Below are 25,302 nucleotides of genomic sequence, written 5' to 3'. Positions count from 1 at the left end.
GGGCACGCATGCAGCTGCTGGCTCGGCCACGCAGGCCCGAAGCCTTGCCGAGGCGGCTGGACCGCCATCGCATCTATGTGCTGCCCACCCGCTTCGGCCTGTTCGTTGCCACCCTGCTGACGGCCATGCTGCTGGGCGCACTGAACTACAACAACAACCCGGCGCTGCTGCTGGCCCTGCTTCTCGCGGCAGCAGCAATCGCCAGTGCCATTGCCGCGCATCTCCAGTTGTCCGGCGTGCAGATCGATGCGATCTCCGCCGAGCCGGTAGCGGCCGGGCAACCGTTGCGTCTGCGCGTGGACCTCTCACTGCGTGACCCGCGTGCGCGGCACGGCCTTCATCTGCAGCTGGGTGACAGCAACGCCTGGACCTCGCTGCCTGCGCACGGCCGTGGCGAAGTGGAACTGGACGTTCCCAGCGAACGCCGTGGCTGGCTGGAACTGCCGCGCATCCGACTGTCCACCACCCAGCCGCTGGGCCTGGTGCGGGCGTGGTCGTGGGCGTGGCCGGAACAGCCGCTGCTGGTCTACCCGCTGGCCGAAGCCGTGGCGCCTGCACTGCCGGAGAGCGGCAGCGATCCGCTGCACACCCGCGCCCATGCCAGCGGCGAGGAACTGCATCAGCTGCGCCCCTACCGGGCTGGCGATGCGCCGCGTAGCATTTCCTGGAAGCACTCGGCTCGCCGCGACAGCCTGCTGGTGCGCGAGTACGAAAAGCCGGTCGGCATCGAAGTAATCCTCGACTGGCGCGCATTGGCGCCGTTGGGCCATGAAGCACGCATCGCTCGATTGGCGCGCTGGGTGGATGTGGCCGAGCGCGAGGGCCGCCGCTACACCCTGCTGCTGCCTGCACACCCGCCGTTCGGGCCCGGTCAGGGCGCCAGCCACCATCACCTGTGCCTGCGCGCGCTGGCGCTGATGCCGCATGACTGAGACCCCGGCCCTGCTCGACCGCAATGCCCGCAACTGGACCCTGGCCAGCGCGGCGCTGGCCTTGTTGCCGTTGCTGCTGCAGCTGCCGCCACTGCTGGCTGGTGTGATCGCGCTGGCGGCGATCATCACCGCCGCCCTGTCGTGGCGGACAGTGTTGCCGATGCCGGTACGCCTGCTGCTGGTGCTGGGCATGCTCGGCGCCATCGTCTGGCAGATGGGCATGGTGCGCCCCGGGCGCGATACCGGTTGCGCACTGCTGGCCGCGATGCTGGCGATCAAGTCCAGCGAGCTGCGCAGCCTGCGTGATGCCCGCAGCCTGCTCGGCTTCGCGCTGTTCTCGCCCTTTGCAGCATTCCTGCTCGACCAGGGGCCGCTGACAACCGCGCTGGCCGCGCTGGCCGGGGGCAGCGCACTGATCGCGCTGCAACGCCTGGCCCAGGATGAAGGTCATGCCGGCCGCCTGCCACTGCGCGGGCAGCTGCATGGTGTCGGCCGCCTGTTGGCGATCGGCCTGCCGCTGGCATTGGCCTGTTTCTGGCTGTTCCCGCGCCTGGCCACACCACTGTGGGGTGTTCCCGAGCGCGCCGTGGGTACACCGGGGTTGTCCGACAGCATGGAGCCCGGCCAGTGGTTGGACCTGATGGCCGACGACAGCCCGGCGCTGCGCGTGCAGTTCTTCGGCACTCCACCCGAGCCGGCGCAGCGTTACTGGCGCGGCCCTGTACTGACCGCCTTCGATGGACGGCGCTGGACACGCGACCGCGCCAGCGCGCGGCGGCCTGCTGCGGTGGTTGAAGCAAGTACACAGGGCTGGGATTACCAGATCGACTACGAGCCGACCGACCGCCGCCAGCTGGTGGCGCTGGACCTGCCCAGCCGCGCGCCTGCAGGCAGCATGCTGGATGCGGACATGAGCCTGAGCAGCGAACGCCCGCTGGCCTCGCTCAGCCGCTGGCGGTTGCATTCGGCCCCTCCCCTGCGTTTCGACAGCACGCTGTCGCCCTATCTGCGCCGCGCGACGCTGCAGCTGCCGACCGGCTTCAACCCGCGCACCGCCACGTTGGCGCAGCAATGGCGACAGGAGGCTGGCAGCGATGACGAGGCCATCGTGCGCCGCGCGCTGCAGTGGATCACCACCGACTTCTCGTACACGCTGGACACCCCTGCGGCGGGACGCGACCCGATCGACGAGTTCCTGTTCGGCTACAAGGCCGGCTTCTGTGAACACTTCAGCTCGGCCTTCGTGGTGCTGATGCGCAACGCCGGCGTCCCGGCGCGGGTGGTGACCGGTTTCGCCGGCGGCACCCGCAACCGCATCGGCGACTACTGGGTAGTGCGGCGAATGGATGCCCACGCCTGGGCCGAGGTGTGGCTGCCGCAGCGCGGCTGGGTCCGGGTCGACCCGACCGCAGCCGTGGCACCGGAACGCATCCTGGACACACTGGATGACCGCCTGCAGGCCGGCACGGACACGCCACTGCAGCAGCGTTGGCTGCAGCTGGGCCAGCTGGGCGACTGGCTGCGCCGCGGCTGGAACGACCTGGTGCTGTCGTTCGATGCGCGCCGCCAGCAACAGCTGCTCAAGCCGTTCGGGCTGGACGATCTGGGCCCCGGGCAGCTGGTCGCTGGCTTCGTGGTGGCCGCACTGCTGGCGCTGGCGTGGATGGCCTGGCTGCTGGCCCGTGGCGAGCGCGAACGCGACCCGCTGCTGCGCGCCTGGCACCGGCTCGGACGGCGCTACGCCCGCCTCGGCCTGGCCCGTGAACCGCACGAAACCGCCCAGGACTGGGCACAGCGCGTACACCGGCAGCGTCCTGACCCGGCCCTGCTCGCGCTCAGCCAGCGTTTCGCTGATGCGCGTTACGCTGGAACTTGCACCGACCTCGCTTCATTATTGCGGGACCTGCGCAGGCATCGCCCGACTTCCGGAGCCTCCCCATGAACACCAAGTTCCTTCTCACCGCTGTGGCCACGCTGGCCCTGTCGGCCTGCGCCACGGCCCCCAAGCCGCTGCAGGGACAGTTCAGCCTGGTCTCCCCTCGCGATTCAGTCGCTACCCAGCAGGTCGGCACGCCGGTCCGTTGGGGCGGTCGCATCATCGAAACCAAGCCCGGCCAGGGCGAGACCTGCTTCCAGATCATCTCGCGCCCGCTCAATGGCAGTGGCCGCCCGAACACCACTTCGTCCGATGCCAGCGACGGTCGTTTCATCGCCTGCCGTGCCGGCTTCTACGACCCGGCGGTGTTCGAAGCCGGTCGTGACGTGACCTTCATCGGCAAGATCGACGGCTACCAGAACACCCGCATCGGCGAATACGACTACCGCCTGCCGAAGCTGTCGGCCGATGTGATCTACCTGTGGCCGGAACAGCGTCAGGTCGACGTGGTGCCCTATCCCTATGGCCCGTGGGGCCCGAGCCCGTATGGCCCGTACTGGGGCGGCTATGGTCGCTGGGGCTGGTGGTGATCATCACCGCACAGGCATGACGGAAAAGGCCGCCCTCGGGCGGCCTTTTCCATCCACGCCGGGATACGGTAGATCCACGCCATGCGTGGATAGGGGCTTCAACGCCCCGGGGTACCGAAGTGCCCCAGCGGCGCACCGGCCAGCAGGTGCATGTGGATATGGAACACGGTCTGCCCGGCATCCTCGCGGCAGTTCATCACGATGCGGTAGCCGTCCTGAGCAAAGCCCTCGCGGCGCGCATACTCGGCGGCAGCCAGCGCCAGCTTGCCGATCAGGTGCGCCTGCGACGGCTGCAGGTCATCCAGGGTCGGAATGATCTCGTTCTTTGGAATGAACAGCACGTGCACCGGCGCCTGCGGTGCGATGTCCTTGAAGCCCAGCACCTCGTCATCCTCGTAGACGATGGTGGCCGGGATCTCGCGACGGATGATCTTGCTGAAGAGGGTTTCGTTGCTCATGATCGGCCTCGGCGGGTATGTCGTCCGCATTGTAGGCCGCCCGCGCCCGGCCATGCCGGCCGTTGCTCAATCGCGGAATTCGCTGCGCGTCCCGAACGCGTGCGACAGCGTGCCACGATCGACGTATTCCAGTTCACCGCCCAGCGGCAGGCCCTGCGCCAGGCGGCTGGGCTGCACCTTGCGTGCGCGCGCCAGCTGCGCCAGGTAATGCGCGGTGGCCTCCCCCTCCACAGTGGCGCTGGTGGCGATGATCAGCTCCTGCACCTCGCCTTCGGCCAGCCGCCGCTCCAATTGCTCCAGGCCCAGCTCGCGCGGGCCGATGCCATCGAGCGGCGACAGCCGCCCCTGCAGCACGAAGTAGACACCGCGGAAACCTGTGGCGTTTTCGATGGCCAGGCGGTCGGCCGGCGATTCGACCACGCACAGCTGGCTGCGTTCGCGGCTGCTGTTGGCACAGGTCGGGCACAACTCGGTTTCGCTGAAGTCGCGGCATTGCGAGCAGTGGCCAATGCGCTCCACCGCCAGCGCCAGGGTTTCGGCCAGGCGCTGGCCACCTTCGCGCTCGCGCTCGAGCAGGTGGTAGGCCATGCGCTGCGCCGTCTTCTGGCCCACGCCAGGCAGCACCCGCAGTGCGTCGATCAATTGTTCAAGCAGGGGTGCGGACACGGCAGGTCGCTTCGATCGTGCCGGGCATGCCCGACGGGTATTTGTAGAGTCGAGCTTGCTCGACTGAAGGACCCGGTAAAGTCGAGCAAGCTCGACTCTACGACAGGCACCCCGCTGAAGATCAGAACGGCAGCTTCATGCCCGGCGGCAGCTGCATGCCGGCGGTGGCCGAACCCATCTTCGACTTCGACTCGGCATCGATCTTGTTCGAGGCATCGTTGAAGGCGGCGGCGATCAGGTCTTCCAGCATCTCCGGGTCGCTGGCCAGCGACGGGTCGATGCGCACCTTGCGGCATTCCTTGGCGCCGGTCAGGGTCACGCTGACCATGCCGCCACCGGCGCTGCCGGTCACTTCGATCTTGGCGATTTCTTCCTGGGCCTTCTGCAGGTTTTCCTGCATCTTCTGGGCCTGCTGCATCAGTTGGGCGATGTTGCCGCGCATAGTGTCTTACTCGTCAAAAGAACGGATGGAATCGGAAACAACCCGGGCGCCGTGCTGTTGGATCAGCACCTGCACTTCCGGATCGTCCATGAAAACAGCCTCTGCCACCTGCTGCCGCTCGCCACGCTGGCGATCGGCACGCTGGTGCAGGGTCTCGGCCGGAACGTGTTCGGTTTCCACGGTCTCGACCACGATCTTCGGCGCTTGGCCGAGGGCCTTCTCCAGCATCTCGCCCAGAGCAGCCAGCGCGCGCTCCGAGCGCAGGTATTCAAATCCGGGCGAAAGGCCCAGTTTCAAGGTCCCGTGCTGGCAACTGATGAAGGCGGCGTTGGCGGCCAACTGCCGCGACGGGCCGCTCAGGCCACTGTTGGCGACCAGATCCAGCCAATCCTCGGCGCTGGCCAGATCGCTGACACCTTCCTGCGGCACGGCATCACGTGCCGGGGCCGGCTCGGCCGGCGCGATGGCAATGCCTTCAGTGCGGAACGGGCGCTCGGGCGGCGCAGGCTCGCTGGGAGCCGCGACGGGAGCTGGCGGTTCATGCCAGGGCGCCACCATGGCGGCGTCCGGCCCAGCCATCTCGGCCGCCAGCGCCTCGTCACGCGCCTCGGCTTCGTCGGTGGCCCACGGCGGCAGGTCGTCGCCGGCTTCGGCTTCAACGGATGCCGGTGCCGCTGCTTCGGCCTTCACCGGCGGCGGTGACACGGGCTCTTCCACCGGAACCGGCTCGGGCTCCGGGGTCGGGTCCGGTTCGGGTCGTGGGGCCGGCTCGGGTTCGGGTTCAGGTTCGCGCGGCGCGGCCTGCGCCGGAGCGGCCACCTGCGCTACTACGGCCGGGCTTGCCGAAGTGGCGGCAGCCGCCGGTGTCGCTTCGTGGGTACCCGTACCGCTGCCACCACCGGCAGCATTGCCACCCGGCGCATTGCCTGCACCGTCCACCGACTTCGGCACCGGCGGGACCGCCGCGGCCGGGCGGAACGCCAGCATGCGCAGCACAGCCATTTCAAAGCCCGCGCGCGGGCTAGGCGCCAGCGGCAGGTCACGACGGCCGTTCAAGGCCATCTGATACCAGAGCTGCACCACTTCCGGACGCAGGCGTTCGGCGAACACCGTCGCATCCAGGCCTTCGGCAGCCGCTGCGGCACCCGGTACCAGCTGCTGCACCTGGATGCGATGCAGGCCTTCGGCCAGCGCTTCCAGTACGCCGCTCCAGTCCGGCGAGAACTCCGCCAGCGCAGCCACCACCTGCAACAGACGCGGACCATCGCCTTCGGCCAGCGCATCGAGCATCGCTGCCACCTGGGTGCGGTCGACCGTGCCCAGCATGGTGCGCACCACGTCCTCGCGCAGCGCGCCGCCGGCGTAGGCGATCGCCTGGTCCAGCAGCGACAGGCCGTCACGCAGGCTGCCGTCGGCGGCCTTGGCCAGCTGCACGATGGCGCTGCCGTCGGCCTCGATTTCCTCAGCCGCCAGGATGCGGGTCATCTGGCCCTGGATCTGATCCTCGTCCAGGCGCTTGAGGTTGAACTGCAGGCAGCGGCTGAGCACGGTGACCGGCAGCTTCTGCGGGTCGGTGGTGGCCAGCAGGAACTTCACGTGCTCCGGCGGCTCTTCCAGCGTCTTCAGCAGCGCGTTGAACGCCGCCTTGGACAGCATGTGCACTTCGTCGATCAGGTAGACCTTGTACTTGCCACGCGAGGGCATGTACTGCGCGTTCTCGATCACCTCGCGCACGTCATCCACACCGGTGTTGGACGCGGCGTCGATTTCCAGCAGGTCGATGTAGCGCCCGGCGTCGATGTCCAGGCAGGCCGCGCACTGGCCACACGGGTCGGCGCTGGTGCCCTGCTCGCAGTTCAGCGACTTGGCGAAAATGCGCGCGATGGTGGTCTTGCCCACGCCGCGGGTACCGGTGAACAGGAACGCATGGTGGACCCGGCCGCTGTCCAGCGCGTTGCTGAGCGCACGGACCACGTGTTCCTGGCCCACCAGCTCGGCAAAACGCTTCGGACGCCACTTGCGGGCAAGGACGAGATAGGACATCAGGCCACCGTTTTCCATCGGATGTTCCATTGTGCCATGCCTGTCCAGCCCCCTCGCCTCCGGCACGTTCTTCGCAGGTTCCTGACCGGGGTGCTTGTGAAGTGCCGCGCAGCCCGCTAGAATCTGCGCCCCTGCTGAGGCGTTTGCCGATGGCAGGGATCCGGAGAGGTGTCCGAGTGGTTGAAGGAGCACGCCTGGAAAGTGTGTAAGCGTCTAAACCGCGCTTCGGGGGTTCGAATCCCCCTCTCTCCGCCAGACAAACGCAAAAGGGCCGCCCACAGGGTGGCCCTTTTGCGTTTGTCTGGCGGATGGGATGGGTGGTGAGAAGCCACGCCGGGGTTCGACGGTTCTGCAGGAGCAGAACCGGACCGCCGCAGGCGGGTCCCGAGGCGCAACGCGCATCGGGATCGGGTGCATGGATGCACACGACAATCCCCCTCTCTCCGCCAGATAACTGAAAAAGGCTGCCCCCAGGGGCGGCCTTTTTCAGTTATCTGGCGCGGGACGCGAAGTGCGCTGCGCGCGCTTCGCCCCAAACGTTGCTGCGCAACCTTTGGGCCCCTCCCTTTGCCGGCCTCTCCCCGCCCCTGTCGGGGCAGCCCCTCAACAGAGGGGCTTGTTCCTCCAGATGCGCGACATGCACGGACAGATCACCGCAGGCGGGTCCCGAGGCGCAACGCGCATCGGGATCGGGTGCATGGATGCACACGACAATCCCCCTCTCTCCGCCCCTGTCGGGGCAGCCCCTCAACAGAGGGACTTGTTCCTCCAGATCCATCAGTAGATCCACGCCACGCGTGGATGCTTTTGATCGCCTTATGCACGCTCGTTGGCACTCCAAAACAAAGCTGAACGAAGCCTGAAAATTCGCTATCGTAGACGCCTTCATCCGACGCCTGGCCCATTGCCCATGAGTTCGACCGACAGCGCTCACGCCGACTGCGAGAACTGCAACACCGCCCTGCAGGGCCACTACTGCCATCGCTGCGGGCAATCGGCGCACAACCCGCTCAAGCACGTGGGCCACGCCATTGAAGAAGTGTTCGAATCCTTCTGGCACCTGGACGGGCGCATCTTCCGCACGCTGCGCGATCTCTGGGTTCCCGGCCGCATCACGCAGAACTACCTCAAGGGCCGCCGGGTCGGATACGTGCAGCCTTTGCGGCTGTTCGTCATCCTCACCCTGTTTACGTTCTTCATCGGCAAACTGTTCGTGCACGTCGACGACATCCGCATGGGCGGAGGCGATTCGCTGTATGCCAAGTCCATCACCGTTGAACAGGTCGAGGCCGCACGCGCGAAACAGCTGACGATGATCGATCAACAGCAGGCCAGCTCACCTGCTACCGGCAACGCCGGCTTCGCCATGGCCAGAGCGGCGGTGAATGCGGCAGCCGCACAGCGTAAAGCCGAGCTCACCGGCACCAGCAAGGAGGTCGCCACGACCGAGCCCGGCACCTTCTTCAACCACACCGTCAACGGTAAACCTTGGGACGCTGACACCAACCCCATCGTGGTGGCCGGCTGGCCCCGGTTCGCCAACAACTGGCTCAACAAGCGCCTGCACAACGGCAACGCCAACATCCAGCGCATGGGGGGCAAGACCGATCTGTACATGCAGGCGATCCTGACCGCATTGCCCGGTGCCCTGTTCTTCCTGATGCCGGTGTTCGCGCTGGTTCTGCGCATCGCCTACGTGCCACGGCAGATGGGGTATCTGGAACATCTGGTGGTGGCGCTGTACAGCCACTGCTGGTTGATGATGGTGCTGCTGGCAACCTTCCTCATCGCCGGCATCAGCAGCGCGCTCGCATCCCCCGCCTTCGCCGCCGCCAGCCAATGGCTGTATGCCCTGCTGTGGCTGGCGGTCCCGGTCTATCTGCTGTGGATGCAGCAACGCGTGTACGGCGGCAACAAGGCGCTGACCGTGTTGCGCTACCTGGCCATCGGCGGCGTCTACCTGTTCCTGGTGAGCTTCGTGGTGATGTATGCGGTGCTGGCGGGAATCTCGGCCTGAGGGATACACGCACGGCATCCGGCCCATGAATCCACGTGTAGCGTGGATCTACTGACGATCGTCTATCGTGGGCCCATGAACCTCCGCCTCTACCGACCCGCAGATGCCAGCGCCTGCCTGTCGATTTTCGACAGCAACGTGCCCACCTACTTCGCGCCCGAAGAGCGCAGCGACTTTGAAAGCTTCCTGCGTGAGCAGGCCATGGACTGCGCCTTCCAGGTGATCGAGCACGACCACCGCGTCGTGGCCTGTGGCGGCCTGTCGCGACGCGGCGATGGTAGTGCCGGCTTCTGTTGGGGCATGGTGCAGCACGCGCTGCACCGGCATGGATTGGGACGCGAACTGGCGCTGGCGCGCCTGCGCCAGGCCGAAGCGGATCCCTCGATCAATCGCGTCACGCTCAGCACCAGCCAGCACACCCAGGGCTTCTACGCCGGCCTGGGCTTCCAGGTGATACGTGTGGTGCCCGATGGCCACGGCGCCGGGATCGACGCTGTGGAAATGGAGCGGGAGCTCTAGCGCTCCCGCCCCGGTCCCATCCACGCCCGCCGTGGTTCTACCGCTGGCCCGCTCCCCTCAGAAGCCCACGCGCAGGTTGATCTGCCCGCCGACATCGCGGCGACCGTCGCCGTGCTGGCCCTGCACGAACATCGACAGCTGGCTGTTGCGGCCGAGCCCAACCGCCACGCCGACCTGACTGACCAACGCATTGCGAGCCATCACCGCGCTGTAGACGTCGAAGGCATTGCCGCCGACCGCGAAGCGGTTGCGGCTGGCCACGTCGGTGTCGCCCGATGCATGCTGCCAGCCGAGGCCGACCGTCAGCTGTGCCGGGAAGCGCTCGCCGCTGCCCACGTCCCAGCGGCCCCGCACGCCCACGGTGCTGACATTGAGCGTGTCCTTGCCGCCTTCCAGCTCCAGCGCAGCAGTGCCGCCCTGCTCCACCGCGCGATCACTGTCGACCCAGTGCTTGGTGAACTGCACGTACGGCTGCAGCTGGGTCCTGCCGTGGGTCCAGGTCCAGCTGCCCTCCACCTGGGCGATGGTCACATCCGAGTCCTGGCGGCTGTACAGGGTCTGGCCCAGCAGCGGCACCTCTCGCGTGGTGCGCGTGCGGTAGTCGCCGCGCGACACGCTGCCACCGACCGCAAAGCCGTTGTTCCACTGGCCCTGCGCATACAGGCCGAAGGTGTTGCCACGCAGGCGGGCGCGCGAGCTGCGATCGTGCAGGCGCGTATCCAGCCGTTCGTTGCCGGCCGCTGCACCCAGCACCACGTGCTCGCCCAGCTGCCAGTCCACGCCCGCCATCAGCGCATTGCGGTTGGAGCGGATGTCGTCGCCGTTGCCATCACCATCCTGCCTGAACACCTTGCCACTACCGGCCAGCCAGGCCGAGGCACGCTCGCCACGCACGGTCGGCAGCTCGCTGCCCAGACGCTGGCGGATGCCTTCTTCCAGATAGTTGTCATACAGCAGCACAGCGCGGCTGGCGGCATGCACTTCACCGGACAGCTGGTCGAATGCGCTGCGCGCGGTGGCGGCGTCATAGATCAACACCGTGTTGTACAGCCCCAGCGCCGGACCACTCTGCGGCAGGCTGTCCAGCGCCGCAGCGGTGTTGTACTGGTTGCGCGTTTTCGCCGCCGTGGTGAAGGCTGCGGTCTGCGCCACATCGATCTGCAGATTGGCCGTGTTCGCCGTGTAGACCGGGGTGATGGTCAGGAAGGCCGACGGCGTCTTCGCCGAAGCGAACTGCCCGCTCACGCCACCGCCCGCATTGACCACGGTGTACTGCTGGCCCTGCTGGTAGCTGGTGCTCGGCGAGATGGTATTCACCTGCACGCTGCTGCCACCCACGTTGGCACTGCCACCCACCTGCACCGTGTCGCTGCCGGTGGCACCCAGATCGATGCCCAGCGTGCTGCCCGGCGACAAGGTCAGGTTGCCACCCACCGTGATCGTGCCGGTGCCATTGCCCGCACCGCTGCCATTGCCTGGGCCATTACCCGGCGACAGCACGCCGCCACTGGATACCGTCACGCCACCACCGGTACCCCCGATGGTGCCGGTGCCGGACAGCGTGGTACCGCTGCCGATGGTCCACTGGCCGCCGATGTTGCCGGTGACATTCAGGCCACCGCCGGTGACCTGGCCGGTACCGCTGAAACCACCGCTGTTGCCGCCGAGATTCAGCCCGCCCGGGCCGGCCTGCACGATGCTGCCACCTCCGCTGATGGTGCCACCCAGCGTGGTGCTGCCACCGGTGTTGATGATCAGCCCACCGTTGTTGGTGATGTTGCCGGTGATCGAGCCACTGGCGCCGCCATTGCCAACCTGCACCGTGCCACCGGCGTTGATGGTGGTGCCGCCGGTGTAGGTGTTGTTGCCGGTCAGGGTGATGGTGCCAGCGCCGGCCTGGGTCAGGCCACCGCTGCCGCTGATGGTGCCGCCAACGGTGGTATTGCCACCGACGTTGAACACCAGGCTGCCGTTGTTGCTGACGTTGCCGGCAATCGATCCGCTCGCGCCGCCGTTGCCGACCTGCAGCGTGCCGCCGGTGTTGATGGTGGTGCCGCCGGTATAGGTGTTGTTGCCGCCCAGGATCAGCGTGCCGCTGCCGGCCTGGGTCAGGCCACCGCTGCCGCTGATCGCGCCGCCGACGGTGGTGTTGCCACCCACGTTGAAGATCAGGCTGCCGTTGTTGGTGACGCTGCCGCCAATCGCACCGGTCGCGCCGCCATTGCCCACCTGCAGGGTGCCACCGGCAGTGATGGTGGTCGGGCCGGTGTAGGTGTTGTTGCCGGTCACGGTCAGCGTGCCACTACCGGCCTGGGTCAGGCCACCGCTGCCGCTGATGGTGCCGCCCAGCGTGGTGTTGCCGGCCACGTTGGACACCAGCGTGCCGTTGTTGGTGATGTCGCCGACGATCGAGCCGGTCGCACCACCATTGCCCAGCTGCAGCGTGCCGCCGGCATTGATGGTGGTACCGCCGGTGTAGGTGTTGGTGCCGGTCAGCACCAGCGAGCCACTGCCCGCCTGGGTCAGGCCACCCGTACCACTGATGGTGCCGCCCAGCAGGGTGTTGCCCGCGACGTTGGAGATCAGCGAACCATTGTTGGTGATGTCGCCAGCGATCGAACCGGTCGCTCCACCATTGCCCACCTGCAGCGTGCCACCGGCAGTGATGATGGTGCCGCCGGTGTAGGTGTTGTTGCCGACCAGCGTCAGCACGCCGGCACCGGCCTGGGTCAGGCCACCACTGCCACTGATCGCGCCGCCGACCGTGGTGTTGCCCGCCACGTCGAACACCAGGCTGCCGTTGTTGGCGACATTACCGGTGATCGCACCGGTCGCACCGCCATTGCCGACCTGCAGCGTGCCACCGGCATTGATGGTGGTGCCGCCGGTATAGGTGTTGTTGCCGGTCAGAGTCAGCGTGCCGGCACCGGCCTGGGTCAGGCCACCACTGCCGCTGATGGTGCCGCCCAGCGTGGTGTTGCCCGCCACGTTGGACACCAGCGCGCCGTTGTTGGTGATGTCGCCGACGATCGCGCCGGTCGCACCACCGTTGCCCACCTGCAACGTGCCGCCGGCATTGATGGTGGTACCGCCGGTATAGGTGTTGTTGCCGGTCAGCACCAGCGTTCCGCTGCCAGCCTGGGTCAGGCCACCGCCACCGCTGACCACACCGCCTACGGTTGCCGTGGTGCCCAGGTTGTAGACCAGGCTGCCATTGTTGGTGATGTCGCCCAGCACCGAACCGGTGCTGCCGCCGTTGCCGATCTGCAGCGTGCTGCCACCATTGATGGTGGTGCCGCCGGTATAGACATTGTCACCGCTCAGGGTCAGCGTGCCGGTGCCGCTTTGCACCAGGCCACCGGTGCCACTGAGCACACCGCCGAAGGTGGTGCTGCCGTTGTTGCCGCCGGTGGTCAGGGTCGCACCGCCCAGCACCACGCTGGATCCGGTTACGCCGGCCAGGCCTCCGATGCTCTGGTTGCCACCGGCACTGATGTCCAGCGTACCGGCACCGGTCAGATTGACCGTGCTCGCACCCGACAGGGTGCCACCGGCCGCCACCGCCAGCGTGCCGCTGTTGATGGTGGTGTTACCGGTGTAGGTGCTGGCACCGCCCAGGGTGACCGTTGCTGCGCCATCCTTGAGCAGGCCGCCAGCGCCGCTGATCGGGCCGTTCAAGGTCAGCGCGTTGCTGCCGGCAAGGGTCAGCGTGCCGCCGGCCAGCTGCACGGTATTGGCCAGCGTCAGCGCGCTGGTGCCGTCCAGGCTGGAATTGCCGCCCACGGTCAGCGTGCCGGTTCCCAGTGCATTGTTGTTACCCAAGGCAAGGCCACCGGCGTTGAGTGCCACGCCACCGCTGAAGGTATTGCTGCCGGTCAGGCCCTGGATGCCTGCACCATTCTTCACCAGGCCACCGGTACCGGTAATGTCACCAGCGAAGGTCGTGTTTCCTACGCCATTGAGGGTCAGCGTGCTGCCGCCCAGCGCAACCGTACTGCCGGCAACACCAGCCAACGACCCGATGCTCTGCGCACCACCGGCAGAAATATCGAACGCTGTTCCGGCGTTGGCCAGTGTCACCGCGCCATTCGCTGCCAGGCTTCCTCCGGCGCCAATCGCCAGCGTGCCCGCATTGATGGTGGTGCCACCAGTGAAGGTATTGGCACCGGTCAGGGTCTGGGTGCCGGTGCCTTCCTTGATCAGCCCACCGGTGCCCCCCACCGAACCACTGAACGTGCCATTGACGGGACCACCAATGGTCAAGGTGTTGCCGCCCAGGTTCACCGTGCCGTTGCCGATCAGGGTACCGAACTGCTGCGTGCCGCTGCCCGCCGACAGATCGAAGGTCGCGCCCGCAGCCAGATTGACGATGCCACTGGCATGCAGGCTCGCGCCGGCGCCCAATGCCAGCGTACCGGCATTGATGAAGGTGCCACCGGTATAGGTATTGGCACCGTTCAAGGTCAGCGTTGCCGCGCCCTCCTTGGTCAGCGAGCCGGTGCCACTCAGGCTGCCGTTGAGGGTGAGGTTGTTGCTGCCGAGTACGGTCAGCCCGGCGTTGAGGACGAAGTTGTTGGCCAACGTCACCGCAGTGTTCGAATCGAGCGTGCCGTTGCCACCCACCGTTACCGCCCCGGTGCCCAGAGCGGCATCGTTGCCGACCACCAAGCCGCCTGCATTGAGCGTTACACCGCCACTGAAGGTGCTGGCGCCGTTGAGGGTCTGCACGCCTGCGCCGTTCTTGACGAGGCCACCATTACCGGTGATCGCACCGTTGAACGTGCTGTCTACCGTGCCGCCCAGGGTCAGCGCACTGCCCCCCAGCGCCACGGTGCTGCCGGCCACACCGGCAAGCGAACCGATGCTCTGGTTGCCCGCAGAGATGTCGAGCGTACCGGTACCGGCCAGGTTCACCGCGCCGGTTGCGGCGAGGCTGCCACCCGCACCGATCGCCAGCGTCCCGCTGTTGATGGTGGTGCCTCCGGTGTAGGTATTCGCACCGGTCAGGGTCACGGTGGCCGCACCGTTCTTGATCAGGCCACCGGTACCGGAAACGATGCCGCCCAGGGTCAGTGCATTGCTGCCCAGCAGGTTGAGGTTGGCACCTGATGCCAGCGTGATGTTGTTGGCCAGGTTGGCCGCGGTCGAAGCATCCAGCGTAGCGCTGGCCCCCACCGTCAGCGCACCGGTGCCGAGCGCGGCGCTGTTGCCGACCACCAGGCCGCCGCCATTGAGCGCCAGGCCGCCACTGAACAGGTTGGCGCCGCCCAGCGTGAGGATGCCGGTGCCGTTCTTGACCAGGCCACCGGTGCCGGAAATCGCGCCGTCGAACACGCTGTTGCCGTTGCCGCCGAGGATCAGCGACTGCGCGCCCAGAGTGACCGTGGAGCCGGTCACCCCGGCCAACGAGCCAATGGTCTGGCTGGCACCGGACGTCGAGATGTCGAAGCCGGTTCCCGCTGCGGTGAGTGTCACTGCACCGGTGGCCGCCAGGCTGCCGCCCGGACCGATCGCCAGTGTGCCGGCATTGATGAAGGTGCCGCCGGTGTAGGTGTTGGCACCGGTCAGCGTCTCGATGCCCGCGCCAACCTTGGTCAGGCCCCCGGTGCCTGCGATAGAGCCACTGAAGGTGCCATTGGTGGCGCTACCGACTGCGATCGAGTTGGCACCGAGGTTCACCGTACCGTTGCCGACCAGGGTGCCGAACACCTGCGTGCCACTGCCGGCCGACAGATCCAGCGTCGCGCCGGTGGCGAGGTTCACGGTACCGCTCGCCGCCAGGCTGGCACCGGCACCCAGCGCCAGCGTGCCGGCGTTGATGTTGGTGCCACCGGTATAGGAGTTGATACCGTTCAAGGTCAGCGTTGCGCCACCATCCTTGGTCAGGCTGCCGGTACCGGAAATCACCCCGTTGAGCGTCAGCGCATTGGTGCCCAGTACGGTCAGGCCTGCGTTGAGCGCGATGTTGTTGGTCAGTGCTGCCAGGCCGGTGGTGTCCAGCGTGGCGGCCCCGCCGACGGTGAGCGCGCCAGAGCCCAGCGCCGCGTCATTGCCGAGCACCAGCCCGCCTGCGTTGAGCGTCACGCCGCCGCCAAACGTGTTGGCACCGGACAACGTCTGCACGCCTGCACCCACTTTCACCAGGCCGCCGCCGCCACTGATCACGCCATCGAACGCAGCGTTCGTCGCTGTGCCGAAGGTCAGCGAGTTTCCGCCCAGGGCCAGTGTGCTTCCGCCCGCACCGTTGAGCGCGCCGATGGTCTGGCTGCTGCCGGCACCGGAGATATCGAAGCCAGCGCCTGCACCCAGCGTGACATCACCCGCCACGGCAAGGCTGCCACCTGTTCCCAGTGCCAGCGTACCGGCGTTGATGGTGGTACCGCCGGTATAGGTGTTGGCACCGGACAGCGTCAGCGTGGTGGCACCGTTCTTGATCAGGCTGCCGTTGCCATCGATCACACCCGACAGCGTCAGCGCATTGCTGCCCGGCAATGTCAGTGCGACACCCGAGCCCAGCGTGACCGCATTGCCGAGCGTCACTGCAGCACCCGCATCCAGCGTGGTGCTGGCATTCACCGCCAGCGTGCCGGAACCGAGTGCGCCGTTCGCGCCGACCACCAGGCCACCACCGTTCAAGGTCAGGCCGCCACCGAAGGTATTGGTGTTGTTGAGCGTCAGCAGGCCTGCACCGTTCTTGATCAGGCTGCCGCTGCCGGCCACCACGCCTGCAAGGGTGAGATCGCTGCTGCCGCCCAGCGTCAGCTGCGTACCCCCACCGAAGTTCACGGCGTTGGCCAGATTCAGTGACGTCGTTCCGTCCAGGCTGACGTTGCCGCCGATGCCCAGCGTGCCCGTGCCCAGCGCCCCCGAATTCCCGAGGATCAGGCCACCGGCATCAAGCGCGACACCGCCACTGAAGGTATTGGCACCGGACAGCGTCTGCACGCCAGCACCGACCTTGATCAGCTCACCGCTGCCATCGATGACACCGGCAAAGCTGCCATTGCTGGCGCCACCGAAAGTAAGGGTCTGCGTGCCCAATGCCACATGGCTGCCTGCCGCGCCGTTCAACGCGCCAATGGTCTGCCCGGCACCCGCTGCGGAGATGTCCAGCGTCGCGCCGGCACCGGCGAGGTCCACCGCACCGATGGCGGCAAGACTGCCACCCGCGCCGAGTGCCAGCGTACCTGCGTTGACCGTAGCGCCACCGAGGAAGGTATTGGCACCGGACAAGGTCAGCGTCGAGGCGCCGTCCTTGATCAGGCCACCGGCACCACTCACCACACCGCTCAGAGTGAGATTGCTGCTGCCCGGCAGGGTCAGCGTATTGGCGCCCAGGTTCACTGCATTGACCAGCGAAACCGGGGCGCTCGCATCCAGAGAAACATTGCCGCCGATGTTCAGTGCACCGGTACCCAACGCACCGTTGGCGCCGACCGACAGACCGCCCGCGTTCAGCGCCAGACCACCACTGAAGGTGTTGCTGTTGTTCAACGACAGCACGCCAGTGCCGGTCTTGATCAGGCCACCGGTGCCAGTGATCAGTCCGCCCAGAGCAACATTCTCATTGCTGGTCAGGCTCAGCTGCGCACCGGCATCGAGATCGATGGCATTGCCCAGGTTCAATGCCACCGTACTGCCCAGGGTCGCGTTCGCGCCCACGGCAAGCAGCCCGGTTCCCAGTGCGCCAGCGTTGCCCAGCATCAGGCCACCGCCGTTGAGCGTCAGCCCACCGGCGAAGTTGTTGGCGCCGTTGAGCGTGAGCGTGCTGGCGCCGTTCTTGATCAGGCCACCGGCTCCGGAAACCACCCCGCCAAGCGTGATCGCCTGCGAACCCGGCAGCGACAGCGCAGCCCCACTACCCAGAGTGACATTGTTGACCAGGTTCAACGCCGTGCTGCCATCGAGCGATGCATTGCCACCCACGCTCAATGCGCCCGTCCCGAGTGCACCGCTGTTGCCCAGCAGCAGGCTGCCGGCATTGAGGTTCAGGCCGCCGCTGAATGCATTGGTACCGTTCAAGGTCAGCAGCGAGGCACCGTTCTTGGTCAGGCTGCCGGTGCCGGTGATGTTGCCGCCCAGGGTGAGGTTCTGGCTGCCCGGCAGCGTCAGCACCGCGCCAAGGTTGATGGCATTGCCCAGATTCAGTGCTGCGGTTGCGTCGAGCGTGCCATTGCCGCTGACCGTCAACGCGCCGGTACCGAGTGCACTGCCGTTGCCCAGCAACAGGCCACCGGCCGCCAGGTTCAGGCCACCACTGAAGGTATTGGCGCCGCTGAGCGTCTGCGTGCCCGTTCCCTGCTTGACCAGGCCACCGGTACCGCCGATCACGCCGCCGAATGCCTGGTTGGTGGCATCACCGAAGGTGAGCGTGCTGCCGCCCAGCGAGAGGATGCTGCCTGCCGCACCGGACAGCGCACCGATGGTCTGGTTGCCGCCGAGCGAGATGTCCAGTTCGGCGCCGGCCCCCGCCAGGCTCACCGCCCCGGTGGCCGCCAGACTGCCGCCACTGGCCAGTGCCACCTTTCCTGCGTTCACGTTCAGACCGCCGGTGAACGCGTTGGCCCCACCCAGCGTGAGCGTGGAGGCGCCGTTCTTGACCAGGCTGCCGGTACCACCGATCACGCCGCCCAGCGTCAGCGCGTTGGAGCCCAGCACGTTGAGCGAACCACCCACCCCCAGGTTGATGCCGTTGCCCACGGTCAGTGCCGAGCTGGCATCAAGCGTCACCGCGCCACCGACATTCAATGCGCCAGTTCCCAGCGCACCGCCGTTGCCGAGCACCAGTCCTCCAGCCGTGAGCGACAGCCCTCCACCAAACGTGTTGGCGTTGTTGAGGGTCAAGGTGGCCGCGCCGTTCTTGACCAGGCTGCCGGAGCCACCGATCACGCCGCTGAAGGTCAATGCCTGGTTCCCGGACAGATTGAGGATGCTGCCCGCGCCCAGATTGACCGCGTTGGCGAGAGCGAGCGCCCCGGTGCCATCGAGAGACACGTTGCCGCCAACACTAAGTGTTCCAGTACCCAGCGCGCCTGCATTGCCCAGCAGCAGGCCACCGCCGTTGAGCGTGACGCCACCTGTGAAGGTATTGGCGCCCGACAGGGTCTGGGTACCCGTACCGACCTTGACCAGCGCGCCGCCGACACCGCCGATTACGCCGGAGAAGCTGGTGCTGGTGTTCAGGCCACCCAACGTGAGGCTGCGCGCGCCAAGGTTGAGCGCACCGGATCCGGCGAGTGAGCCGATGGTCTGGCTGGCCGCAACCGAGAGATCGAGGTTGGTACCTGCGCTCAGCGAGATCGCACTTGTCGGCGACAGGCTGCCACCGGCGCCCAATGCCAGCGCACCACCGGTGACCGCGAAGGAGCCCGTAAGCAGGTTGGCACCATTCAAGGTGAGGGTACCCGGACCCGCCTTGACCAGGTCGCCAGCGCCGGAGATCGAACCATTCAGGCCCAGCGCGTTGCTGCCCAGCAGGTTGAGCGTGCCGCCACCGTTGATGACGAGGTTGTTGCCCAGATTGAAGTTGGCCGAGGTATCCAGCGAAGCGTTGCCACCGACGGTCAGACTGCCGCTGCCGAGCGCACCGGCATTGCCGAGCACCAGGCCGCCAGCATTGAGGTTGACGCCACCGCTGAACAGGTTCGCACCGCCCAGGGTGACGATGCCGGTGTTGTTGACCGTCAGCCCACCGGTACCGGATAGCACGCCACTCAAACCGAAGCCTTGGGCACCGCCCAGGTTCAACCCGCCATTGAGGGTGAAATTGTTGCCCAGCGACAGGCCTGCACCACTGGCCGCGATCGAGCCGCCAGTGACGGTAAACAGGCCGGAACCGAATGCGGCGTTGTTGTTGAAGTTCACCACGCCGCCACCGAGGGTGATCGCGCCCGTGCCCGACCACGGCCCCTGCAGGTTCCAGGTGCCGCTGTTGACGGTGAGCTTCTGGAAGCCGATGTAGTTGGTCCAGCCGATGCTCGACGCAGGCCCGTTGTTACTGGCGTTGTCCTGCAGCACCAGGGTGTTGTTGGCGGCACCGGTGCCGATGCCTGCATCAACCGTGCCCGCCGCTGCGACCTTGACCCCGGTTACGCCGGCGAGCAGGCCTGCAGGTGCGCTACCGCCACCGGTAACCACGGTGGACCCTGCCACGGCAGTGAAAGTATTGCCGCCGGTGGAATCACCCAGATGCACACTGCCCGAGATCGTGCCCGAATTGGTGAACGTATTGCCTGTCGAAGCACCCAGGCCGACACGACCGGTGATGCTGCCACGGTTGGTCACGTTGGCCTGTGCTCCGCCATAGGTCACCACCGACGTCGCATCCGCAAGCTGCCCTATCCCCAGCAGCGACATTCCAATCGAACCATCATTGACCAGCGTGGTGGTCCCACCTGCGGCATTCTGCGCGGTGACCGCCTGGCCGCCGAAACCCAGCAAAGTGCCGATGTTGAAGATGCCCTTGATCTGGCCGCCAGTCTGGTTGTTGACCGTGATCGCGCTGCCACCGGCGGTGTTGTTGCCGACCACCAGGCCGGCCGCGGCCAGGCTGAGACCACCGGTCAGGAACGGATCGATCGTGCCGGCGTTGTTGACCGTGGTGTTGCTGCCGCTCAACGTCACCGCATTGCCGCCCAACAGCAGAGGCACGCTGAACACCGCGCCATTGGCGATGTTCAACGTCAGGCCGCTGGTCGGGTTGACGTAGTTGTTGATGTTGGTGGAGCTGTCGCAGTTGACGGTCGTGGTGCCAGTGCACGCCGCGAATACCGAACCACTGGCCAGCGTGGCAGCCAATGCCACCGCCAACTGGTGCGCCCTCAATCGCGGCACCCGCCCTGCGCAGACCGCGCTTCCGCCGGGATTCTGGGCGACCTCCGAAGCAACCTGCATTACGCCGAGGGCACGATTGAAAACCAGACGGTAAATGCGGTTCATCGGTAAATCTCCATGAAAAGACCGGATGGCACTGCAGGCAGGTTTTTTGAAGACAATGCGGCCACCCCGGCTCCCGACACGGGAACAAGGCCTGGCTTCATTAACTTCTGAAAATCTTCACATCTTCACGCGACCGCACCTGGAAAAGGCAGGTCAACGTGTCCGTCAAGGCGAAAACTCCCCGATTTCGCATGACGAATGGCGGCACTGTGCGGCCGATGGCGCCAGCGGCATGTGAATCACGCTCGTTATTTTCATGACGCACGTCAAATAAAACGGGCGGACAAAATGGTTTTGCCGAAAATGCATATACCTGCAGCAGGCGGAGATTCCTTTCTCCGCCCAACTAAATGCATTCAGCTGCTCGAGAGTTTCATCAGCACCAGGCCGGAAACGATCAGCACCGCCGCACCGATCCGCATCGGGCTGACCTGCTCACCGAGGAAGACGATACCGACCACGAACGCGCCAACCGCGCCGATGCCCGTCCAGATCGTATAAGCGGTCCCCAGCGGCAGGCTGCGCATCGCCACCGCAAGCAGCCAGAAGCTGGCGATCATGCCGATGATGGTGACCACGGTGGGCGTGAGTTTGGTGAAGCCTTCGGACTGCTTCATGGACACGGCCCAGACGATTTCCAGCAGGCCGGCGAACAACAGATAGATCCAGGCCATGACAGCCCTCCTCTTGGTAGGGCCAGGCCGTCCTGGTCATTGATTCCCGATGCGGGGGAGGTCGTTCCTCCTGGCCGGCATTCTAGCAACGCCGGTCGGCGCGGGGCGTTGCCGGCAGACGCGGGTTACAGCCGATTCAGTGCACGAAGCTGGCGTCGATGTACCTGCCTGCGCTATAGTTGCCGTCTGCCATCGGCCAGCCGATGTGCAGTCCGGCTGTGGTCTCCGGCGCATCGCGCGCTGCTTCCCCTGATCCGTGAACCGGCCGCCCACTGGGCGGCCAACGTCTCTATGGTGGCCCCGTCGGCCCCTCGCGACGCTAGGTCGAAAATCCCGCCAGGGCCGGAAGGCAGCAACGGTATCGATCGACGCGGGCGCCGAGGTCAGCCGGCGGGGCCACCGCCTTTTCCGGCGACGCCCCGCCTCTGGTAGATGCCAGCCTTGGCTGGCGCCCTTCACCGGGCATCGCCCACCACTACCCCGCCGCGGGCGTGCCCTGGTGAAACACCACCCTCCATTCCTGCGCATGCCGTCGCCACAGCGAACTGCGCAACACCCAGCCCTGGGCCTGGCCATCAACGTGATAGCGGCTGCGGTAGCGCACCTGGGCCAGATCCTCGGCCAACAGCCACACCGCGTACTGTTCCGATTCGATCAGCACCTGCGCGCGCTCCAGCGGGATCTCCTGCAACGCCGCATCACGGCCGTAGCATTGCCCGGAACTGCCGATCTCGCTGAAATCCTCGTCCAGAAGTGCCGCCAGTTGCTCGCGATCGGCCCGCACCTGCGGCGCATGCAGCGCGCGTTCCAGCGCCTCCAGCTCGGCAGCCAGCGCCGCGTCGGCGGGCTGGCCAGCACCGCTCACGGCGGATCCTGCACCAGCACGTGCGGTGCAGTGGGGTTGGCCAGCGGCACGCACTGCCCCGGCTGCGCCACACGGTGCCCCCGCGCGGCCAGCGCCTGGCCGTCGGCCGCGCTCGCATAGTGGTAGAGCATCATCCGCGCCTGCAGTTCGGCGCTGTACTCGCGCTCCAGGTCGTCCACGCCAGTATGCGACGGGTTGCCGTGCAGGCCGCAGTCGTGCGCGATCAGTTCATTGTCGTTGGCGAAGCGGGCCAGCATCTCCGGAATCGGCCGGGTATCGCCGCTCCAGGTCAGCGCGCCCTGCAGGCGCAGGCCATAGGCCGTCTCCGGCCAGTGGTGGCGCACCGGGAACACTTCCAGGCGCACGCCCTCGTGCCAGAACGCCTCGCCCACCACGACCAGCTGGAACGCATCCCAGAAGTTGGCACCGCCCTCGGCCAGCACGTTCGGGTAGTCCCCGATGCGCTTGTGCAGTAGCGGCACCACGGTGGCAGGCACATACAGGCGCACCTTGCCGCGCCGGTGCGCGTTGAAGAAGGTATCGACGAACAGGCGCTCGAAGCCGGCCACGTGGTCCAGGTGCACATGGGTGACGAACAGCGCCTGCGGCATGTGCCCGTAGTGCGCCTTGAACGCGGTCAGGCCTTCGCCGCCACAGTCGATGGTCAGCCACGGCCGACCGTCCCGTTCGATCACCGACATCGGCGACCCCAGCTCGACCGCCGACGCATTGCCGACGCCGAGGAAACGCAACGACCAGTCCATCAGGTGCCCCGGTTCCAGGCCATGTCATAGGCGCGGCGCAGCCGCGCGTAATCCTTCTGCACGTCTTCCATGCTGCGCTCGCCGCGCAGCTTGATCAGCGAGCGCAGCAGGCGCTTGAGATTGCGTTCGCGCCAGGCGGTCGCCGGGATGCGGATCACCCCGCGGTCGAAGTCGATCAACCAGCCGTGGCCGTTGCCGTCGAACAGGATGTTGTGCGCATTGAGGTCGGCATGGTCCAGGCCGGCACGATGGAAGCGGGCGATCAGCCGCCCGGTCTCCTCCCACGGTGCGCCCCGGCCCGCGACCAGAGCACGGTCGGCCAGCGAACGGACACCCTCGATCCGCTCCATCAGGATCGCAGCCCGGTAGCGCAGGCCCTCGCGCATGTAGAACGCCGCCAGTGGCCGGGGCACCGGCAGCTTTTTCTCGCGCAGCGCGCGCATCAGCCGGAATTCGGCGAAGCTGCGCGTCCGGTCCGCGCCGCGCCAGAGGTACTGGTCATGGCTGATCTTCGCCGCCAGGCCACCGCGCAGGTAGTGGCGCAGCACGCTGGCGCCGAACGGCGCATCGACGAACCAGGCGCTGCCACGACCGCCCTCGCCCACCGGCCGAGCCCTGCTGCCCCAGTGCTGGGGCGAGAACAGGCCGATCTCGGCTTGCCGCAGCCGCTCGCGGTCGAACAGAATGGCCCCGATGCCGCGACCCTCGCGGCATGGCGTCAGCGCTTCATTGGCGTCGAATGCGACCATTTCATTGAGTCTAACAACACATGGCATCAGCGTCCTCCTCCTTGTGCCTCCTGCGCCTGTCCGCACTTGGCGATGTCACCCACGTGGTGCCCCTGGTGCGCACCCTGCAGGCTGCGCGCCCGGATACGCCGATCCACTGGATCATCGACAAGGCCGGCCACAAGCTGCTCGACGGCCTGCCCGGTGTCACCTTCCATGCCTACGACAAGAAGAGCGGCATGGCCGGGGTCAAGGAACTGCGCAGGCAGCTGCCGCAGGGGCGCTTCGAAGCGCTGTTGCAGATGCAGGTGGCGTTCCGCGCCAACCTGCTGTCGGCCTTCATTCCCGCAGAGCGTCGCATCGGCTATGACCGCAGCCGCTCGAAGGACCTGCATGGTCTCTTCATCAACGAACGCATCCCCGACCGCCCCGGCATCCATGTGCTGGATGCCATCGGCAGTTTCTGTGAACCCCTTGGCCTGCGCCAGACCGAGGTCAGCTGGGACCTGGCGGTGCCACAGTCCGCGTATGAGTGGGCTGCCGCGCAATGGCAGGACGATGGCCGCCCGGTGTTGATGATCTCGCCCTGTTCCAGCCACGTGCGCCGCAACTGGTATGCAGACCGCTACGCCGCCGTGGCCAACCACGCGCTCACGCGTGGCTGGCGGGTGGTGTTGTGCGGTGGCCGCAGTGAACTCGAACGCAGCATGGCCGACGCCATCCAGGCACAGTTGCGTACCCCGGCACTGGATCTGGTCGGCAAGGACACCTTGAAGCAGCTGCCGGCACTGCTGGCCCGCGCCAATCTGGTGATGACCCCGGACTCGGGCCCGATGCACATCGCCAATGCGATGGGCGCCAAGGTACTGGGCCTGCACGCGGCCAGCAACCCGAACCGCAGCGGTCCCTATTCCGACCGCCGCTACTGCGTGGACCGCTACGACGATGCCGCGCGCAAGTACCTGGCCAAGCAGGCCTCGGATCTGAAGTGGGGCACCAAGATCGAGTTCGACGATGTGATGGAACTGATCACCGTGGAAGACGGTATCGCTGCGTTCGAACGCTACGTCGCCGACCACCTGGGGTGAGCAGCAGGCTGCCCCGGATTACGCGCGCTGCGCGTAATCCTGGTAAGACTTCTCTTCCACGTACGCCGAACCCAGCGCCAGGTTGATCGCCTTCTTGATGCGCGCGCGTTCGTCATTGCGCAGGTAGACGCTGCGCGCCAGGTCGATGAAACCCTGGTCGAACGCCTGCGCCTTCTCTTTCAGGCGGATGTCGTCCTCGATGTCCCACAGCTGCTCGTTGACCGCCTTCAGCTCGGCACGCAGCTTGGCGATGTCCTTCACCGCCGCCGGGTGTGCCATCCAGGTCTGCTCCAGCGCCGACAGTTCTTTGCGCACATTGGCCAGCTTGCCCTCGTCACTGATGCGCTCGGACTTGATCTGCAGGATCGAGATCTTGTCCAGCAGCTCGCCGAAAGAAACGGGAACGAGGATTTCAGCGGTCATGAGGAAAGCTCCAACAGGTGATGCAGGCAGTTTAACCCGCAGCTCGCGATGGAATGGGTAGATCCACGCCATGCGTGGATGAGCCTGCCAGCAGGAACAGCATCCACGCATGGCGTGGATCTACTGATGCACCTGCCCCGACAGGGGCGGGGAGAGGCCGGCAGAAGGGAGGGGCCCACAGGTTGCGCAGCAACGTGTGGGGCGACGCGCAGAGCGCGGCGCGTCCCGCGCCAGATTGACTCGTCCTGCCATAGGTTGACACCGATGGGTGGATGGTCC

16 protein-coding genes, 1 tRNA gene and 1 other RNA gene are annotated in these 25,302 nt (G+C 66.6%); 8 read left to right on the top strand and 10 right to left on the bottom strand.

Annotation, left to right across the window (positions count from 1 at the left end):
* The first annotated feature begins 8 nt into the window (after window positions 1-8).
* The 3 genes from ACZLIB_RS04990 to ACZLIB_RS04980 are packed head-to-tail and all read left to right on the top strand — an operon-like array spanning window position 9 to window position 3,398.
* Window positions 9-932, top strand: coding sequence for a DUF58 domain-containing protein (locus ACZLIB_RS04990; protein WP_478469906.1), 924 nt, complete (start codon window positions 9-11; stop codon window positions 930-932).
* The gene (locus ACZLIB_RS04985) at window positions 925-2,874 is read left to right on the top strand and encodes a transglutaminase TgpA family protein (RefSeq protein WP_149908909.1); all 1,950 of its coding nucleotides are present in this window, start codon (window positions 925-927) and stop codon (window positions 2,872-2,874) included. The genes ACZLIB_RS04990 and ACZLIB_RS04985 overlap by 8 nt, the downstream gene beginning before the upstream one ends.
* A complete protein-coding gene (locus ACZLIB_RS04980) occupies window positions 2,871-3,398 on the top strand; it encodes a Slp family lipoprotein (protein ID WP_032127773.1) in 528 nt (175 codons plus the stop codon). The genes ACZLIB_RS04985 and ACZLIB_RS04980 overlap by 4 nt, the downstream gene beginning before the upstream one ends.
* A gap of 98 nt (window positions 3,399-3,496) precedes the next feature.
* On the opposite strand, the gene ACZLIB_RS04975 is transcribed toward ACZLIB_RS04980, so the two are convergent.
* The 4 genes from ACZLIB_RS04975 to dnaX all read right to left on the bottom strand — a co-directional run bounded on the left by ACZLIB_RS04975 (window position 3,497) and on the right by dnaX (window position 7,007).
* The gene (locus ACZLIB_RS04975) at window positions 3,497-3,856 is read right to left on the bottom strand and encodes a histidine triad nucleotide-binding protein (protein ID WP_014646179.1); all 360 of its coding nucleotides are present in this window, start codon (window positions 3,854-3,856) and stop codon (window positions 3,497-3,499) included.
* A gap of 66 nt (window positions 3,857-3,922) precedes the next feature.
* Window positions 3,923-4,522: a recombination mediator RecR gene (gene recR / locus ACZLIB_RS04970; protein ID WP_121504037.1), complete on the bottom strand. Its 600-nt coding sequence runs from the start codon at window positions 4,520-4,522 to the stop codon at window positions 3,923-3,925.
* A gap of 121 nt (window positions 4,523-4,643) precedes the next feature.
* On the bottom strand, window positions 4,644-4,964 hold the full coding sequence (locus ACZLIB_RS04965) for a YbaB/EbfC family nucleoid-associated protein (protein ID WP_004154630.1): 321 nt from the start codon (window positions 4,962-4,964) through the stop codon (window positions 4,644-4,646).
* A 6-nt stretch (window positions 4,965-4,970) separates the two neighbouring features.
* A complete protein-coding gene (gene dnaX / locus ACZLIB_RS04960; protein ID WP_329914192.1) occupies window positions 4,971-7,007 on the bottom strand; it encodes a DNA polymerase III subunit gamma/tau in 2,037 nt (678 codons plus the stop codon).
* Window positions 7,008-7,169: 162 nt separating this feature from the next.
* Here dnaX and ACZLIB_RS04955 point away from each other — a divergent pair.
* The 3 genes from ACZLIB_RS04955 (at window position 7,170) to ACZLIB_RS04945 (ending at window position 9,543) form a co-directional block, all read left to right on the top strand.
* Window positions 7,170-7,262, top strand: a tRNA-Ser gene (locus ACZLIB_RS04955).
* Window positions 7,263-7,917: 655 nt separating this feature from the next.
* Entirely contained in the window at window positions 7,918-9,024 is a 1,107-nt protein-coding gene (locus ACZLIB_RS04950; RefSeq protein ID WP_182267334.1) for a DUF3667 domain-containing protein, read from the top strand.
* Between the two features lie 75 nt (window positions 9,025-9,099).
* Entirely contained in the window at window positions 9,100-9,543 is a 444-nt protein-coding gene (locus tag ACZLIB_RS04945; RefSeq protein ID WP_478469254.1) for a GNAT family N-acetyltransferase, read from the top strand.
* A gap of 57 nt (window positions 9,544-9,600) precedes the next feature.
* Here ACZLIB_RS04945 and ACZLIB_RS04940 read toward each other — a convergent pair whose 3' ends face one another.
* Window positions 9,601-20,481 carry an autotransporter-associated beta strand repeat-containing protein gene (locus ACZLIB_RS04940; protein ID WP_478469253.1) on the bottom strand — a complete coding sequence of 3,627 codons (10,881 nt, stop codon included), beginning with the start codon at window positions 20,479-20,481 and terminating at the stop codon, window positions 9,601-9,603.
* A gap of 356 nt (window positions 20,482-20,837) precedes the next feature.
* The gene (locus ACZLIB_RS04935; RefSeq protein ID WP_010483859.1) at window positions 20,838-21,155 is read right to left on the bottom strand and encodes a DMT family transporter; all 318 of its coding nucleotides are present in this window, start codon (window positions 21,153-21,155) and stop codon (window positions 20,838-20,840) included.
* A gap of 300 nt (window positions 21,156-21,455) precedes the next feature.
* Here ACZLIB_RS04935 and ffs point away from each other — a divergent pair.
* Window positions 21,456-21,552: signal recognition particle sRNA small type (gene ffs / locus ACZLIB_RS04930), an RNA gene on the top strand.
* Between the two features lie 78 nt (window positions 21,553-21,630).
* Here the strand turns inward: ffs and ACZLIB_RS04925 are convergent.
* Genes ACZLIB_RS04925 through ACZLIB_RS04915 form a run of 3 tightly spaced genes read right to left on the bottom strand, consistent with a single transcriptional unit; the run spans window position 21,631 to window position 23,533 of the window.
* Window positions 21,631-22,020, bottom strand: coding sequence for a nuclear transport factor 2 family protein (locus ACZLIB_RS04925; RefSeq protein ID WP_253143536.1), 390 nt, complete (start codon window positions 22,018-22,020; stop codon window positions 21,631-21,633).
* The gene (locus ACZLIB_RS04920) at window positions 22,017-22,784 is read right to left on the bottom strand and encodes an MBL fold metallo-hydrolase (RefSeq protein WP_279913962.1); all 768 of its coding nucleotides are present in this window, start codon (window positions 22,782-22,784) and stop codon (window positions 22,017-22,019) included. Before ACZLIB_RS04920 ends, ACZLIB_RS04925 begins: the two co-directional genes overlap by 4 nt.
* Window positions 22,784-23,533: a 3-deoxy-D-manno-octulosonic acid kinase gene (locus ACZLIB_RS04915; RefSeq protein ID WP_049400634.1), complete on the bottom strand. Its 750-nt coding sequence runs from the start codon at window positions 23,531-23,533 to the stop codon at window positions 22,784-22,786. Before ACZLIB_RS04915 ends, ACZLIB_RS04920 begins: the two co-directional genes overlap by 1 nt.
* Before the next feature lie 20 nt (window positions 23,534-23,553).
* Between ACZLIB_RS04915 and ACZLIB_RS04910 the strand changes: the two genes are divergently transcribed.
* Window positions 23,554-24,600, top strand: a complete 1,047-nt coding sequence (locus ACZLIB_RS04910; RefSeq protein ID WP_478469251.1) for a glycosyltransferase family 9 protein — start codon at window positions 23,554-23,556, stop codon at window positions 24,598-24,600.
* Between the two features lie 18 nt (window positions 24,601-24,618).
* On the opposite strand, the gene ACZLIB_RS04905 is transcribed toward ACZLIB_RS04910, so the two are convergent.
* Window positions 24,619-25,023, bottom strand: coding sequence for a DUF6165 family protein (locus ACZLIB_RS04905; RefSeq protein WP_046982834.1), 405 nt, complete (start codon window positions 25,021-25,023; stop codon window positions 24,619-24,621).
* Window positions 25,024-25,302: the final 279 nt, after the last annotated feature.

This window comes from Stenotrophomonas sp. 220_Sma, assembly GCF_056487375.1.
The sequence above is the reverse complement of the archived record's forward strand: the minus strand, read 5'-3'. Positions and strand labels throughout refer to the sequence as shown.